The 14327-nt window shown below is 41.9% G+C and carries 13 protein-coding genes; 5 read left to right on the top strand and 8 right to left on the bottom strand.

What is annotated here, in order from left to right; all coding sequences use genetic code 11:
• Nucleotides 1–2 precede the first annotated feature (2 nt).
• The 8 genes from K6T91_07950 to K6T91_07915 form a co-directional block, all read right to left on the bottom strand.
• Nucleotides 3–1379 carry a CapA family protein gene (locus tag K6T91_07950; GenBank protein ID MCL6472726.1) on the bottom strand — a complete coding sequence of 459 codons (1377 nt, stop codon included), beginning with the start codon at nucleotides 1377–1379 and terminating at the stop codon, nucleotides 3–5.
• 98 nt (nucleotides 1380–1477) lie between these two features.
• Nucleotides 1478–2374, bottom strand: coding sequence for a hypothetical protein (locus tag K6T91_07945; GenBank protein ID MCL6472725.1), 897 nt, complete (start codon nucleotides 2372–2374; stop codon nucleotides 1478–1480).
• Nucleotides 2375–2428: 54 nt separating this feature from the next.
• Nucleotides 2429–3100, bottom strand: coding sequence for a GNAT family N-acetyltransferase (locus tag K6T91_07940; GenBank protein ID MCL6472724.1), 672 nt, complete (start codon nucleotides 3098–3100; stop codon nucleotides 2429–2431).
• Between the two features lie 189 nt (nucleotides 3101–3289).
• Complete coding sequence (locus tag K6T91_07935; protein MCL6472723.1) at nucleotides 3290–3718, bottom strand: SRPBCC family protein; 429 nt, start codon at nucleotides 3716–3718, stop codon at nucleotides 3290–3292.
• Between the two features lie 233 nt (nucleotides 3719–3951).
• A complete protein-coding gene (locus tag K6T91_07930) occupies nucleotides 3952–4629 on the bottom strand; it encodes a serine/threonine-protein phosphatase (protein ID MCL6472722.1) in 678 nt (225 codons plus the stop codon).
• A 238-nt stretch (nucleotides 4630–4867) separates the two neighbouring features.
• Complete coding sequence (locus K6T91_07925) at nucleotides 4868–5863, bottom strand: PAS domain S-box protein (protein ID MCL6472721.1); 996 nt, start codon at nucleotides 5861–5863, stop codon at nucleotides 4868–4870.
• Between the two features lie 120 nt (nucleotides 5864–5983).
• Nucleotides 5984–6520 (bottom strand): hemerythrin domain-containing protein, encoded by a 537-nt coding sequence (locus tag K6T91_07920; GenBank protein MCL6472720.1) that lies wholly within the window; start codon nucleotides 6518–6520, stop codon nucleotides 5984–5986.
• Between the two features lie 155 nt (nucleotides 6521–6675).
• A complete protein-coding gene (locus tag K6T91_07915; GenBank protein ID MCL6472719.1) occupies nucleotides 6676–6882 on the bottom strand; it encodes a hypothetical protein in 207 nt (68 codons plus the stop codon).
• Nucleotides 6883–7197: 315 nt separating this feature from the next.
• Here K6T91_07915 and K6T91_07910 point away from each other — a divergent pair, with 315 nt between their 5' ends.
• The 5 genes from K6T91_07910 to K6T91_07890 all read left to right on the top strand — a co-directional run bounded on the left by K6T91_07910 (nucleotide 7198) and on the right by K6T91_07890 (nucleotide 14120).
• Nucleotides 7198–7935: a hypothetical protein gene (locus K6T91_07910; GenBank protein ID MCL6472718.1), complete on the top strand. Its 738-nt coding sequence runs from the start codon at nucleotides 7198–7200 to the stop codon at nucleotides 7933–7935.
• A gap of 427 nt (nucleotides 7936–8362) precedes the next feature.
• Nucleotides 8363–10159, top strand: a complete 1797-nt coding sequence (locus K6T91_07905) for a DUF262 domain-containing protein (protein MCL6472717.1) — start codon at nucleotides 8363–8365, stop codon at nucleotides 10157–10159.
• Between the two features lie 346 nt (nucleotides 10160–10505).
• Nucleotides 10506–13553, top strand: coding sequence for a DEAD/DEAH box helicase family protein (locus tag K6T91_07900; protein ID MCL6472716.1), 3048 nt, complete (start codon nucleotides 10506–10508; stop codon nucleotides 13551–13553).
• A 19-nt stretch (nucleotides 13554–13572) separates the two neighbouring features.
• The gene (locus K6T91_07895; GenBank protein ID MCL6472715.1) at nucleotides 13573–13785 is read left to right on the top strand and encodes a DUF3800 domain-containing protein; all 213 of its coding nucleotides are present in this window, start codon (nucleotides 13573–13575) and stop codon (nucleotides 13783–13785) included.
• Nucleotides 13786–13814: 29 nt separating this feature from the next.
• Nucleotides 13815–14120 (top strand): DUF3800 domain-containing protein, encoded by a 306-nt coding sequence (locus tag K6T91_07890; GenBank protein MCL6472714.1) that lies wholly within the window; start codon nucleotides 13815–13817, stop codon nucleotides 14118–14120.
• Nucleotides 14121–14327 lie beyond the last annotated feature (207 nt).

The raw sequence follows: 14327 nt of genomic DNA, 5'->3' as shown, positions 1-14327 counted from the left end.
GGTCAGGGTGCATTGATTCTCCTGCTGCTTTGCCAAAGCGTATCCATAATAGGTTTAGCCTCATCCTTGCCCAAGATTCGCGGCCTGTGAAAATCCTCAATTAAAACTGGCGTCAGACTCACGTTAACCAGCCTGTTGCCATAAAACACCGCATCAAGGATCATGCCTTGCTTAGTCTCAATTGACCATTCCTGGTCGAACACAAAGTTACCGAGCGAATAGGCGATGAATTTATCTTTGTAAATTTCAACCCCTTGAATCCAGTGCGGATGGGTTCCAATTACCAAATCAGCCCCCGCATCTACAAGCTGATGGGCGAGTGACTTCATCTCCTGGCTCGGGTCTCGTGTGTACTCCTGGCCCCAATGAACCATAACAATTACGAAGTCGTTATTCGTGCGTGCTGTTTTAATAGCATTTAGTGTCTCGTCGATCTGTTTCTGGTCCGTTTTGCTCCATGGCGGAAGATTTACATGCCAGTCACCGGCAGAGTTGCCTTTCGCCGCCATGTCCCCAACGATTGAGTTAAAATTCAGAAACGCAAATTTTTTACCCTTAACAGTCAAAACTTTAGAGCTCTTAGCCTCAGTCTCGTTTGCGCCTCCGCCGACGTAGGCTATCTTATTTTCATTAAGCACATCCAGAGTATCCAGGAAGGCTTTACTGCCAAAATTGGTGCTGTGGTTATTGGCAAGCCCAACAATGTCGATACCGGATGCGACCAGACCCTCGACGCCTTTGCGTGGAGACAGAAAGTTCATGCCGTGAATCGGCGGAGTAAAGCTATCCGATAGAGGGCACTCCAAGTCGGCCATAGTGATATCGGCCTGCGACAGCCTTGCCGCAACATTTGAAAACGGGCTGGTAAAACCTTTCTCGGCCATTTTACGGTAAACTGTTCTGCCAAGGATGACATCACCTACGGCAGTCATCTTGATCACCTTAGACTTATCAAACTCTTCCTCGTTAGGGTTGTTTGCTTCAACGACCAGTGGATAATCGGTGTCGTCCCAGACAGAGAGGCCGTCGATTGTGAGGGCTTTGTATTCAGGGGTGAGTTGATCCAAATCTATGACGGTTACCGTATCGATTATTGTATTGGTAGGCGAAATGGTTGTTTGTCCGCCTGAGGCAACCATCCGAGATAACTCTTTGCCGTTAATGTTATCAAGCTCGCTTGAAAGGCGTGTTACTGCTACCCGGCGCTTCTTTGCTTTTGATCGACTGGCTCCGAGTTTCTGTTCAGAGTGAAGCTTTAATGCGGTTTTAACGCTGTTCGGCTTCTTAGCTGCCTCGAGGCCAAAAAGGTTGAGGAGGTAAAGTGCCGATAACGCAATAATTATCACTATAAATATCGCTGTGTAAAATATTTTATTCATAGTTTATTATTTTACTCTTAGCTGGCTAGTATAAACCTCAAATTTGAGGTCTTGCCTAGAAAAAGGGAAAGAAGGTGGAGTAATTGGGCAACATTCCTTTATAAACGTATAGGAGACTTGTTAACGAGCTCAAGCAGAAGCCATACAAAATCAAATGCCGTTCCGATAGCCTCGATAGCTTCTTCCCTGGTTGCAGATTCGCCATGATGGACTATACGGTTTCTTTTCTGAGCAACGTTTTTTACCCAACTCTTATAGATGATTGGGTTAATGTCGGAGACCTTTTTACCTATGGCAAGCTCCATAACTTTCTTAGCACGTTCGCTAGTTGCCTGTACCTTGCTCAGGATCCATTCAGCCACATCACCACTTAACTTTTTACGCTTAGTCAGTAGCTCCCAAAGAACGTTTGCTAAAGTTACTTCAACCGCAATCTCGGCCTCAACAATGGCACTCTGATAATCCTCATTAATCAGGCTTTCTTTAGCACGCCGCAGATACTCGCGCCAGGTCTCTATCTCTACGCTCTCGACATCTGCATAAACGACCCAATTTACTTCGCATGGTCTGCCTACGGATTCAGGGTTGCCAGAGCTAATAATAATGAGGGTTTCAGGCAGGATGACTTTATGCTCAAAATATGCTATACCGCCTGAATCTAATGGGGTTGCCTGCATAACAAATACTTTTTTAGCGGCTTTAATTGGTGTTTCAAGCTTTATCTCTTTTGCCGTTCCGATGGTCACTGTGTCATGGGCTGAGATCATCGTGTCGCTAATGAAACACCACGACAGAAAATCATTATCTGATACAATGGCATTTTTAATACCTTCTCTTACAGAGAAGGTATTTTCACAGTCCTGACCGCGGCATATGACTTTGGTAGGGTCGGCAAGGTCTGATGGCTTTAGGTTCTGCTTATAACCGCAGTTTTTGCAAAGCATATAAACCTGTTTTCCCGTCGAAACCGCCTGCTGTTCAATCTGGTTAAGCATTTGCACACCTCAATATCTTTATACTTATAGTTTACGACTAAACAGGCATGCATTTCAAACAAGCGGTTTCACCATCCGATAAAAACCTCTAGAGCCAATTCGCTTACTAAAGCGCTTGACTTTAACGGTTTCAACAATCTTATATCCAAGATGCTCATAAAGCCTAATTGCATGATCGTTCTCAATATCAACGCCTAATGAACATTTTCTAAAGCCAGCCTTCTTAGCCTCATCTTCCACATAGGCAAGAAGCATTGTGCCGATACCCATCCCCTGAAATTCAGGTAGAACTGCCAGCGTGCTTATATAATATTCATCGCCCCAGCACGTCTTTGACTGTCCAAAGGAAAGCACGCCCATTAACAAAACCAAGGCGTTCCATAAAAAAAGAAGTGAATTAAGCATACCGTATATGGGAAGTAATTGCCTGGCCATAACCACATGCAGGCCGACTGTTTTGCTGCAGGGATAGGCGATAACTATACCGACAATGTCGCCGTTAGCTGTTCTGGCAGTGTGTGCCAATTGATAGCTAAACCTGCTTCCGTTTTGAGTGAAAAGATTTTCTATCATATTGGTCGCCCTGGTGGAGCTGCCAAAACCAAACATAAAATCCGCGACTTTGCCCATAGCCAAGCGTATCAGACCTGCAGCTATCCGAGAATCGGCAGGTTTTGCCGGTGTTACGATTATCTTCTGTTGCGCCGGTGATCTTTCTAAAGCCATATCTTTCAGCCGGTGACAGGCACCGGGCAGTTTATCTACCAGGCAATATAGCTTGCTCTAGCTTAAAAAGTGTGCGATTGTGAAAAATTAAAATAGCTTGCAGTTCACAATAGTATTCACAATCGCACACTTTTTTGGTAACACTACTCTAAAACAGCAGGTAGCTAGCTTGCCCGGTGCCTGTCACCCTTAAGCCGCCTTTGCCATACTCTCGATACGGGATTTTAGATTATCAAGATCCTCCTGAATCTGATTCTCAATGATCCCGCCTGCACCCATTTTCTCGGCAAGCTCCGGCGGGTATAGCTCGGGCAAAAAGTTAAAGTGAACCGTCACTTTAGTGCCCTCAGGAACCGGCTCGAAGTGAACAAACCCGCTATTTTCTATGCCGGATATCGATTTCCATGCTAGGTGTCGGTTCTCCTGAACATCGGTGAGTTCAATATCAAATTCAAGCGGCATCCCAGCTAGTTCTACCTTCCAATGCTCTGTAGTTGGGCCTGTTAACGTTACCTCCTTGACGTGGGACAACAGTTTTGGATAGTCCGAGGAGCGAATCCACATATCATACACCCTATCGATTGGAGCATTGATAATTAATGTTTTTTCTCTTTCCAACAAGCTCGCCTCCCTAATATAACTTTCGATTTTGTTGTTCCCGCAGAATCCAAAGGCGAAACGAATATTTTATTTATTGCAGCTAACCACCTCGATTTTTCTTGTAAAATTTTTATCTTAGCAAAGGCCTATATCTACCCCGCAGTTGCCTAAGTGGCTCTGGTTCTCTTATCCTGCCTGGTGGCGTTTGATCAGTCATGTAAGAAGTGTAGGCTTTTATTAAAGGTGGATTGCTAAACCTCAAGACTGACTGCAAGCAAAGCCACGTCGTCTGCTAATTTTTCACTGGCGCATTTTGTAATCTCATCAAAGATTACTTGGGGTATTTTTCTTGCCTTTAGCGGCTTTAAATCCTTTATAAATCTTACAAGTCTTTGCTCACCAAAAAACTCTCTGTTGCATCTTGCTTCGGTTACTCCATTTGTGTAAAGGATTAAAACATCGCCTTTTTCAAGCTTTGCCTTATCATCTATATAGTTTAAACCGGCAAAGGCGCCAATAACTGGGGAGCTTGTAATAAGAAACGAAGTTTCTCCTGTTTTTCTTTTAAGTATACCTGGGGGGTGGCCGGCGCTGCAGTAGGTAAGAATGCCCGATTCTTTATCAAGAATGCCGAAGAAGACGGTAACAAATATTTCAGTGCCGGATACCTTTCTGACCACTTCGTCTGTTTTTGCCATGGTTAGGGCCGCTGAGGTTTCCTCGCAAGCATAAGCCTTGATGGTATTTTTAGCAAGCGAGGATAGTGTTGCTGCCTCTAAGCCCTTGCTTGAGACATCTCCTATAACGATTCCTATCTTGTTCTCTCCCAACTCAAAGATGTTGTAAAAATCTCCGCCAACCTTTTCAGCTTCTGTTGCAGGCCGATAAAGGTAACCAAAATCAATGCCCGATATCTTTTCTGGCATCATAAGAAGCGATTTCTGTAAAATATCCTGCTCTTTCTTGATAATCCTTGTTAACTCCTCTGTGTGCTGCCGCTCTTTTTCGAGCTGCTTAGTTAGTTGTCTGTATTCCTCTTCTAACTTTTTACGCTCAGTAACATCCTGAAAATAAATCGAAAGGCCATTTTTGTAAGGGTAGCCGTATACCCTAAACCATTTTTTAGCGGCGGAAAGAACTCTTCAAGCGCAACAGGCACATTTTCTCTTACTGCTCTGGTAAGTTCTTTATAAAAAGCAAGGGGTACTGCTTCTGGGAATAACTCCCAGAGATTTCTAAATAAAAGCTGCTCTTTTTTCTTTCAACAAGCTCTGCCGCTTTTTGATTTACATAGGTAAGGCGCCAATCGGCATCAACTGCAAAAAGCCCATCTGTTATACTTTCAAGTATTGTCAACACCTCTCGCCGTGACTCCAGAATTTCTTCTGATGCTTTTTTGCGCTCTGTGATATCGCGGGCAACAACCAGCACTGACGGTTTGCCTTGATAGATAATGGGTGCTGCTGCCACTTCAACATCTACTGATTCTCCATCAAGCCGGATAAACTTTTCTTCGAGCGGACTTACTGGTTTGCCCTCCTGCATCAGTTTAAGCCGCTCTTTTGCTGCTTCAATGTAATCCGGATGGACAAACTCAAGCACTGGTTTGCCAATAAGGTCTTCTGGTTTTTCTGCGCCGAGTATCTTTAAAGCAGCATTATTTACGTAGACGAGTTTTCCTTCACTATGAACTGCTATCCCATCAGGTGAAAGTTCCACCAAATAACGGTAACGCTCCTCGCTTTCTTTAAGTAATTTCTCGGTTGTTTTATGCTTGGTGATGTCGGTAAGCGATAGGATAACGCCAGCAATAGCACCCGTCGCGTCATGAAATGGTGCGGCGTTGGCGCTTACGATTACCTGGGTGCCGTCTGGGCGTATGTGGATATGCTCAAAGTTATATAACGGATTGCCTGTGCGCATAATCCGCACAAAGGGATGATCTTCCTCTGGAAGGGGTTTTCCGTCTAATGTAGTAACTTTCCATGCTGGGTCGTTATAAGCACGCCCTATAATGTCGCTCTGTTTTAAGCCAAATATATTCTCAACTATTGAATTGATAAACACAATACGACCATTATTGTTGAAGAAGATAATCCCATCAGGGATAGATTCAACTAGATGTTCTAGCCTTTCTTCCGCTCTTTCCTTCCAGATGTTCACCTTTATGGACTCCTTCAAAGTATTTACTGCTTAATTATTCCCAAAATGCTCGCATTTTGCAGTTCTCTATAGCACTATATAATTCACATTGCTTCCAAAAGGGATAAAGTATAAATTATGCTATTTTCGCTCAAGCTTTGAAATCTTTTCATTGTAAAGTTCGTGGATTAGGCGACTGTCGAATTTATAAAAGGCTTCTAGCATCTGATTGCGCTCATTTTGGCTGAAATATTCCATCGACAGGGGAAAGAAGTGTCTATTTTCTTTCTCGATATGCGCAGGATAAAATGAGCTAAGTATATGCATAGTCCTAATAATATCTATTAAAGATCTATCGTTTTTTTGCTCGTATCGCTCCTTGGCCTCTAGGAGGTCTTTAACCACTTTTCGGACGTAGACATGTTCCTGCAACAGCTCCTCCATCATAATCCTGTGTTCAGGCAAGAGCGGTTTTACATCTAGCTCACCAAAAAGAATGTGCTCTTCTTTGCCATGGTGCATAAAATCGGTATAAACCCTAAAAAAATCAATAGTAATATCTATAAAACTTTGCTCTACCTTTCGAGTTGTTTCTATTCTTGAGAGCTCGCGCTTGAGTTGTCTTATCATTCGTTCAATAAGTCTGTGCTCTGACATTAACTGATCAACTGGCGGCATATAGAGAACCTCCCTCTCCTTGAGGTGTATTTACCCTTTTGCTGCAAACAATATTTAGTACTGGATGGCATATTGGAGGGGAGTATTGGAGGGCGTATTGGAGGGGACGAAGAAGGGATATAATACGCACGTTAATATAAGTAATAACGCGTTCTTTAATAATGTAATGGTATCTTATTAACGAGCTCGAGCAGAAGCCATACAAAATCAAATGCCGTTCCAATAGCCTCTATGGCTTCTTGTCTGGTTGCCGATTCGCCATGATGGACTATACGGTTTCTTTTCTGAGCAACGTTTTTTACCCAACTCTTATAGACGATTGGGTTAATGTCGGAGACCTTTTTACCTATGGCAAGCTCCATAACTTTCTTCAGCCGGTGACAGGCACCGGGCAGTTTATCTACCAGGCAATATAGCTTGCCCTAGCTTAAAAAGTGTGCGATTGTGAAATATGAATAGCCCGCTAGGATATACAAAGTGTTCACAATCGCACACTTTTTTGGTAACACTACTCTAAAACAGCAGGTAGCTAGCTTGCCCGGTGCCTGTCACCATATAGATATAGATGAGTTTTTGGGCAAGAAGAGGGGTAAGAAGATAGCATAAAGATTAAATAAGCTGTTTGTGCACTTGCACAAATCAATTGACAACTTTACCATCTAAGGTATTATTAAACTATGGCTGAGAATATAATCATTGAGAAATTAACTGAACATGGAGAGATACTGGCTGACCACAGCGAGCAGCTAAAATCGATTAGAGGGCAGTTAGCCAAGCATAGCGAGACATTAGCCAAGCATAGCGAGACATTAGCCGAACATAGCGAGACATTAGCCAAGCATAGCGAGATATTAGCCAAGCATGGAGAGATACTGGCTGATCATAGCACACAGCTAAAGTCGATTAGAGAAGAACAGATCAAGCAGAGTGAGCAGTTGGCCGAGCACAGTAAGATGCTAGCCGGGCATGACAAACGGCTCGACTCAATTGAGAAGAAGCTTGATGAACATGACAAACGGCTCGACTCAATTGAGAAGAAGCTTGATGCACATGACAGGCGATTTGACTCAATCGATAAGAGATTAGACGAACATGATGAACGGTTTGATGTAATTGTTAGAAAGCTATTGGATCACGATCAACAGTTTATCGAGATAAGGCACGAGTTTAAAGCAGAAATCGGCTCCTTACGTGATGAAATGATAACTAGATTTGATGAAGTACTTGTCTATTTACGCCGACTTGATGTGGAAAGAGCTGCTTTTATTAGTCGAATGGATCGTGTGGAAGATAAATGTGATAAAAACACCGCTGATATAGAGAAACATGCCATTGCAATCAGGGAAAATACTGTAGCCATTGAGAAAAATGCAATCGATATTATCGATATAAAGCGATATTTAAAGATGAATTAGCATGGTTTGTTCATCTCTTGCTTTAGCGGTGAATTTACCAACCCTTGCTTTAATACCAACAGGGCTCTATGATGGAAGCCCCGAGACAACCTTCGATATGATGTCCGCCATCATACCTATTCGCGTAACTACCTAAAAAGCCAAGGACTCTCACTTGAGTGCTACAACTAGATTGCCGACTTTGTGCTAAAATAATGGCTCAGAAGATCACAAACGTCTCCTCGTCTACCAGGTTAACCCCTCTTCCCCTTCTCATGTACAATAATTAAAAAAATCATGCGTTTAATCACTATTTACTTAATGTCTATTGCTTACGTAAAATTAGGAATAAAAATAGGCTTAAGCGCCACTTAGTAACTTAAGCGCTATTATCAAAGTATTGCGGTAATAACTATACAAAAACTTCAAAAACATGGAGGTTTAACTATTGTCTACGCAGCGCTATTCCGTAACTCCTCATCCAATAGAAACAATATTAACCTGGGTCAAATCAGGCGAGATTGCCATACCAGAGATACAACGCCCCTTTGTATGGAACGCAACCAAAATTAGGAATTTTCTTGATTCGCTTTACCAGGGCTATCCGGTAGGTTATCTAATAGCTTGGCGAAATCCTACAGTAAAACTTAAAGATGGCACTACATCAGCTGGAAAGCGCATCTTAATTGATGGCCAACAACGAGTCACAGCTCTTATGGCTGCGCTCCTTGGGAAAGAGGTTCTTGCTAAAGATTACTCCACCGTGCGCATAAAAATTGCGTTCAATCCCATTGAAGAGAGGTTTGAGGTTTCAAACCCGGCAATCCAAAAAGACGTAGCTTGGATAAACGACATTGCAGACGTATTCTCACCGGATGCAAGCATTAGCGAGTTAACGGACTTATATGCCGAGAGAAATCCAGGCACCGATCGAAGATATATCTCCCGTGTGCTTGAAAGGCTGCGCAAAATCATCTACAACCACGTCGGGATAATCGAGCTTCACGACGATCTTGACATCGAGACGGTTACTGAGATCTTTATTCGCGTTAATTCTGCTGGTGTTGAACTTTCGCAAGCTGATTTTGCTATGTCAAAGATTGCAGTTAATGAAAAATATGGCGGTAATTTACTTCGCAAGGCCATTGACTATTTCTGCCACTGTGCTGTCGAACCAGAATTCTTGGCGCGCATAGAGAAGATTGATACGAGGTTTGCGGCCTCAGAATTCTTCTCGATGATGCGCTGGCTAAAAGATGTAAACGACGATATCTACGATCCCACATACACCGATATGTTGCGCGTAGCCTTCACACCGGAGTTCAAGCGGGGCAAGCTCCAAGATCTCGTTGCGCTGCTCTCAGGCCGCAATTTTGAGACAAAGCAGTACGAGGAATCCATTGCCGAGGAGTCTTTTTCGCGTCTTAAAAAAGGGATCATTGCTTTTATAAACCAGACACATTTTGAACGCTTTACCATGATATTGCGCTCAGCCGGTTTTATTACAAGCAATCTTATAGGGAGCAGGAACGCAGTTAATTTTGCCTATATCATATATCTGCGTGGTCGTGCCGAAGGTATGCCTGCAGATGAAATAGAACGGCTGGTAAGGCGCTGGTATGCCATGTCGATACTAACTGGTCGCTATGCTGGAAATCCTGAGACGGTCTTTGATGTTGATATCCGCCAGATTGAAGCCCACGGGCTTGCAGCATACTCAAATGCCGTTATTGAGTCCGAACTGCCGGAGAGTTTTTGGACTGGGCTTCTGCCCCAGCAGATGGATACCTCTTCCTCAATCAGCCCATACTTTATTGCGTATCAGGCAGCACAGGTTAAACTTGGAGACAAAGGCTTTCTCTCGCGGGATATCACGGTACGGGATTTGCTCTTAAACCATAGCGATGTGCATCACATCTACCCGCGGAACTATCTAAAAAAGCAAGGGCTTTCACGTGGCCGCTACAACCAGATTGCCAATTTTGTGCTTGCACAAAGCGAGATCAATATCGCCATCGGTGATAAAGCACCTGAGCAATATTTTGCCGAACTTGCTGAGCAGAGCCGAGGCGGCAAGAAGCGATATGGCGGGATAACAGAAGAAGAGCAGATGCGAGAAAACCTGCGTATGCACTGTCTGCCGGAGACTATGCTGGATGGCAATATTTCTTCTTACGATGACTTCCTTGAGCAACGCCGCAGGCTAATGGCTCAGAAGATCAAGAGCTGGTTCGAGGTGCTTTGATGGCAATGTCAACGCCCCAACTGCCGAGACTTTGCTTAATATTCTCAATTTTCTTTTGATTAGAAGAAATGCCCGCTTGTCAAATTGTTGAGCTGCCGGGCGGTTAAAATGTTTGATGTTTTATGTTTGGCGATTATAATGCTTGGCCTCGCAGGTTATAGTGCTTGATACCACAGATTTTAAAAATCCTGATTATATGGACTATATAGAAGCGCGTCCTCAGCCATGAAACGCTCAACCTTTCCATAATCGCCTATTATTATATATAATCGCTTATTATATAATAGTGTAGTAAAACAACAGAAGGCTTAAAATAATCTAGCTACCTAGCCAATTAAGAGGTTAAATGGCAATAAAAGAACAAAGATTAAGTACAGCGAGCTTTAAATCACGCCTTCTTTCTGAAAAGCTTACTTTACGAAAGGCAAGCAGTGACTCTTCCAAACTTAATCAAAGCTTGGGTAGAGCTACTGTTGATTTAAATCCACATCAGATAGAAGCTTCAATTTTTGCGTTTAAAAGCCCTTTATCTAGAGGAGCTATTTTAGCCGATGAAGTTGGGCTCGGCAAGACCATCGAAGCTGGCCTTATAATCAACCAGCTTTGGTGTGAGGGAAAACGAAAAATTCTTATTCTCTGTCCTGCATCGATTAGAAAACAATGGGAAGCAGAATTATTAAACCATTTTGATTTACCTTCGCGCATAATAGATGGGCAAACCTTTAATGTTTTAGCCTCAGCCGGAAGAAAAAATCCATTAGCCGATGAAGGTATATTTATTGCATCTCTTGATTTTGGCTATAGGAAAGCGGTGGAAATAAAAAGTACACATTGGGACCTGGTTATCATCGATGAAGCGCATCGACTGCGAAATGTATGGAAGGCGGATAACAAAGTAGCAAAGCGTATAAGGGAAGCAATATCTGGCCCAAATATAAAAGGCAAAGTATTGCTAACCGCAACACCGCTTCAGAATAATTTAATGGAACTCTTTGGTCTAGTAAGTTTTATTGATGAACAAGCGCTAGGAACCAATTACTCATTTAAAAGAAAATTTATATCGCCTGATGAACAAGAGCTTGTCTATAACTTGGAAGAACTCAGAGATAGGCTTATTGGTAGAATAAATCCTAAGACAGGCCATGTAACCGGTGGAATTATTACACGAAGTTTAAGAAGACAAGTAAGAGAATATGTCCCATACACTGCAAGAGCAGGAATAACGGTTGATTTTGAGCCGAACGATGACGAGTGGCAGCTCTATGAATTTGTATCCGATTATTTAGCGCGTGATGATATTTTAGCAGTTGAAACCAAGCAAAGAGCTTTAATGATATTGATATACCGCAAAATACTTGCAAGCTCATCTTTTGCAATTGCAGCAACATTAAAAAGCCTCATTGCGCAGCTTGAGAGAAAGCTAAGCTTAATAAGAGAAGGCCAAAGGCTTAAACAAACAATAACAATCCCCGAAGACATAAAACAAGATATAGACGATGCTTACATCGAAGAGATAGAAGAAGTAGAGGATACAGAAGAGATTGAAGATTCTCAAGATATAGAACAACAAGAAACAAGCCGATTGGGAGAAAATAAAGCTATCCAAGAAGAGATTACCGAAAAGGCTTTAATGGCTGAAATAGCAGAGCTTGAAAGATATTATAATCTAGCCATAAAAATTTCCAAAAATGCCAAAGGTGAAGCTCTAGTTAGAGCGCTAAATAATATATTTTCTGAGGCTGAGAAAAAAGACTGGCCTCAAAAGGTTGTTATTTTTACAGAATCAAGGCGCACCCAAAATTACTTATACGACCTTCTCTCTGCAAATGGATATGAAGGCCAGATTGTATTATTTAATGGATCAAATGACCATAAAGAAGCTAACCGAGCCTATAGCGAGTGGGCAAGAGAGTTTCCTGAACTTGCTAAAAGTGGCAACCGCTCAACAAATATTCGTCAAGCTCTGGTATATGACTTTCAAACCAATAAAAAGATTTTTATTGCTACTGAGGCTGGTGCAGAGGGGCTTAACTTGCAATTTTGCAACATTGTTGTTAACTACGACCTACCCTGGAATCCGCAAAGGATTGAGCAGCGCATAGGAAGATGCCATCGCTACGGCCAAAGATTCGATGTTGTAGTAGTTAATTTTGTAAACCGTAAAAACGCAGCCGATGAGCGCCTCTACGACCTTTTATCTAAAAAACTAAAGCTTTTTGATGGTCTTTTCGGTTCATCAGATGAGATATTAGGTGCGCTTGGCTCGGGCATTGACTTTGAAAAAAGAATATTGGAAATTTACCAAACGTGCCGTGAGCCAGAGGATATCCAAAGAGCTTTTGATGACCTGCAAAAAGAACTTGAGGTGCAAATAAATGATCGCTTACTTCAAACTCGCCAATTAGTAATGGAACACTATGATGATGAGGTAAGAAATAAATTAAAGCTAAGGGATGAACAGCTACGAGTGGAGCTATCAGAAATTGATAAAGCTCTAAAAACGATTGTTCTAGAAACTTTAGATGATTACCTGGAAAAAACCGATGATGAGAACATTTATCTGGTAAAAGCTTTGCCGTTTGATCTGCAAATCCGTTTTGGTGATTCCATAATTGGCAGAAAAGTTAGTTTTCGGCCGCTTGAACAAAGTGAGCGCGATCAGGGCATCGTAAGGCTACACCTATATCATCCGCTTGTTGAAGATATAATCAAATCAATTAAAAAAGATAAAATTTCACAAGTCTATTCCTTAACATTTGAATATACATCTGGCGGACACCGCATTAGTATGCTTAATGATTTCTGCGGCTGCAGCGGTTATCTGTTTGTCTATAAGATTACATTTAATGGCATTGAAACTATTGAGTATTTGCTTCCAGTTGCTGTTGTAGGCTTTGGCAGCCAGTGGTTGCCGCTGACAGCAGAGCAAACTGAAAAACTTTTAACAGTGACTTTAACAGAAAACGGCTTTGTTAGCACAGTTGAGAGGCAAGCTTTTGAAGTTTTACAAAACACCTATAGACAAGAAAAAGAGACGCTTTCTAATCAATTAAAAATCATAAACGAAGAATACTATGACCAGGAAAGAGAGCGCTTAGACTTATATACTGAAGAGAGCCTGATGGAATTAGAGGATAAAGTTGACAGAAAAAAGCGCGAGTGGAATGAAGCCAAAAGAAAATTATCAAGGGCAAACACGCATGAAGAGCGAATGCAGTTACGAGATACGGTTTACAAACTTGAAAAAGAATACCGCAAACTTTTGTCCAAACGCGACCAGGAAAACTTGCGCTCTTTTGAGGAAAAAGACAAAAAATTAAAAGAACTGGAAAATAAGCTAAAATTTAACTTAGAAGAAGAGCTTATATTAAAAGCAGCCTTTAGGATAGTTTAAATACTTTAGGATAGAGTAAATGTGGTACTTGTATTTAGATGAAAGCGGTGATCTTGGATTTGATTTTATAAACAAGAATCCGTCCAGGTTTTTCACCGTTACGATATTAGCTACGGAAGGTATAAAAAACAATAGGTTTATTAAGAAAGCTGTTAAAGCAACACTGAAGCGCAAGCTAAATCCGCCTGGTAAAAGAAAAAGGCTGGTTGAGGAGCTTAATACGATTATCTAGCACAAAATAAATCAAGGGTTTACAATTATATTGCTTGGTTAATACTTGATAAAATTCTGCTTGAAGATGCATGTACTAGAGTTCAATTGGTCATCGATAAGTCAAAAGGAAAACGAGAAATAGTTGAATTTAATGATTATATTAGGCGGCAGCTTGAAGCCCGTCTTGATCCAAAAGTTCCACTCGATATATATCATTGGTCGTCACATGAATCGGAAGGCCTTCAGGCGGTGGATATGTTTTGTTGGGGCATCTTTGAAAAATATGAAAGGCAAAACACCGCTTGGTACGATGTGTTTAAGGACAAGATTAAATTTGAGACCAAATATTTGTAAGAAGAAAAAGGATAATGCTTTTTAAGCATATACAGGCATTAAAAAAGAGCGTGCCCCGTAGATTTGTTGCGCCTAGACTATGGCCCACCAGATGGAGGGGAACATCTAGAACAATCTACGCCGGACTTACCGCTCAATTCAAATAATTAATTTGGGCCAACATGAAATACATCGTGCTATAAAAGTGTGTCGACAAGTGTATCACTT

Source organism: Bacillota bacterium (assembly GCA_023511485.1).
GTDB lineage: Bacteria > Actinomycetota > Aquicultoria > Aquicultorales > Aquicultoraceae > CADDYS01.
The sequence above is the reverse complement of the archived record's forward strand: the minus strand, read 5'-3'. Positions and strand labels throughout refer to the sequence as shown.

What these genes read in the sequence shown, in the direction of transcription:
- K6T91_07945 (MCL6472725.1), bottom strand. Translation starts at nt 2,374, where the DNA reads ATGCTTAACCAGATTGAACAGCAGGCGGTTTCGACGGGAAAACAGGTT.
- K6T91_07900 (MCL6472716.1), top strand. Translation starts at nt 10,506, where the DNA reads ATGGCAATAAAAGAACAAAGATTAAGTACAGCGAGCTTTAAATCACGC.
- K6T91_07920 (MCL6472720.1), bottom strand. Translation starts at nt 6,520, where the DNA reads ATGCCGCCAGTTGATCAGTTAATGTCAGAGCACAGACTTATTGAACGA.
- K6T91_07950 (MCL6472726.1), bottom strand. Translation starts at nt 1,379, where the DNA reads ATGAATAAAATATTTTACACAGCGATATTTATAGTGATAATTATTGCG.
- K6T91_07915 (MCL6472719.1), bottom strand. Translation starts at nt 6,882, where the DNA reads ATGGAGCTTGCCATAGGTAAAAAGGTCTCCGACATTAACCCAATCGTC.
- K6T91_07940 (MCL6472724.1), bottom strand. Translation starts at nt 3,100, where the DNA reads ATGGCTTTAGAAAGATCACCGGCGCAACAGAAGATAATCGTAACACCG.
- K6T91_07910 (MCL6472718.1), top strand. Translation starts at nt 7,198, where the DNA reads ATGGCTGAGAATATAATCATTGAGAAATTAACTGAACATGGAGAGATA.
- K6T91_07930 (MCL6472722.1), bottom strand. Translation starts at nt 4,629, where the DNA reads ATGATGCCAGAAAAGATATCGGGCATTGATTTTGGTTACCTTTATCGG.
- K6T91_07895 (MCL6472715.1), top strand. Translation starts at nt 13,573, where the DNA reads ATGTGGTACTTGTATTTAGATGAAAGCGGTGATCTTGGATTTGATTTT.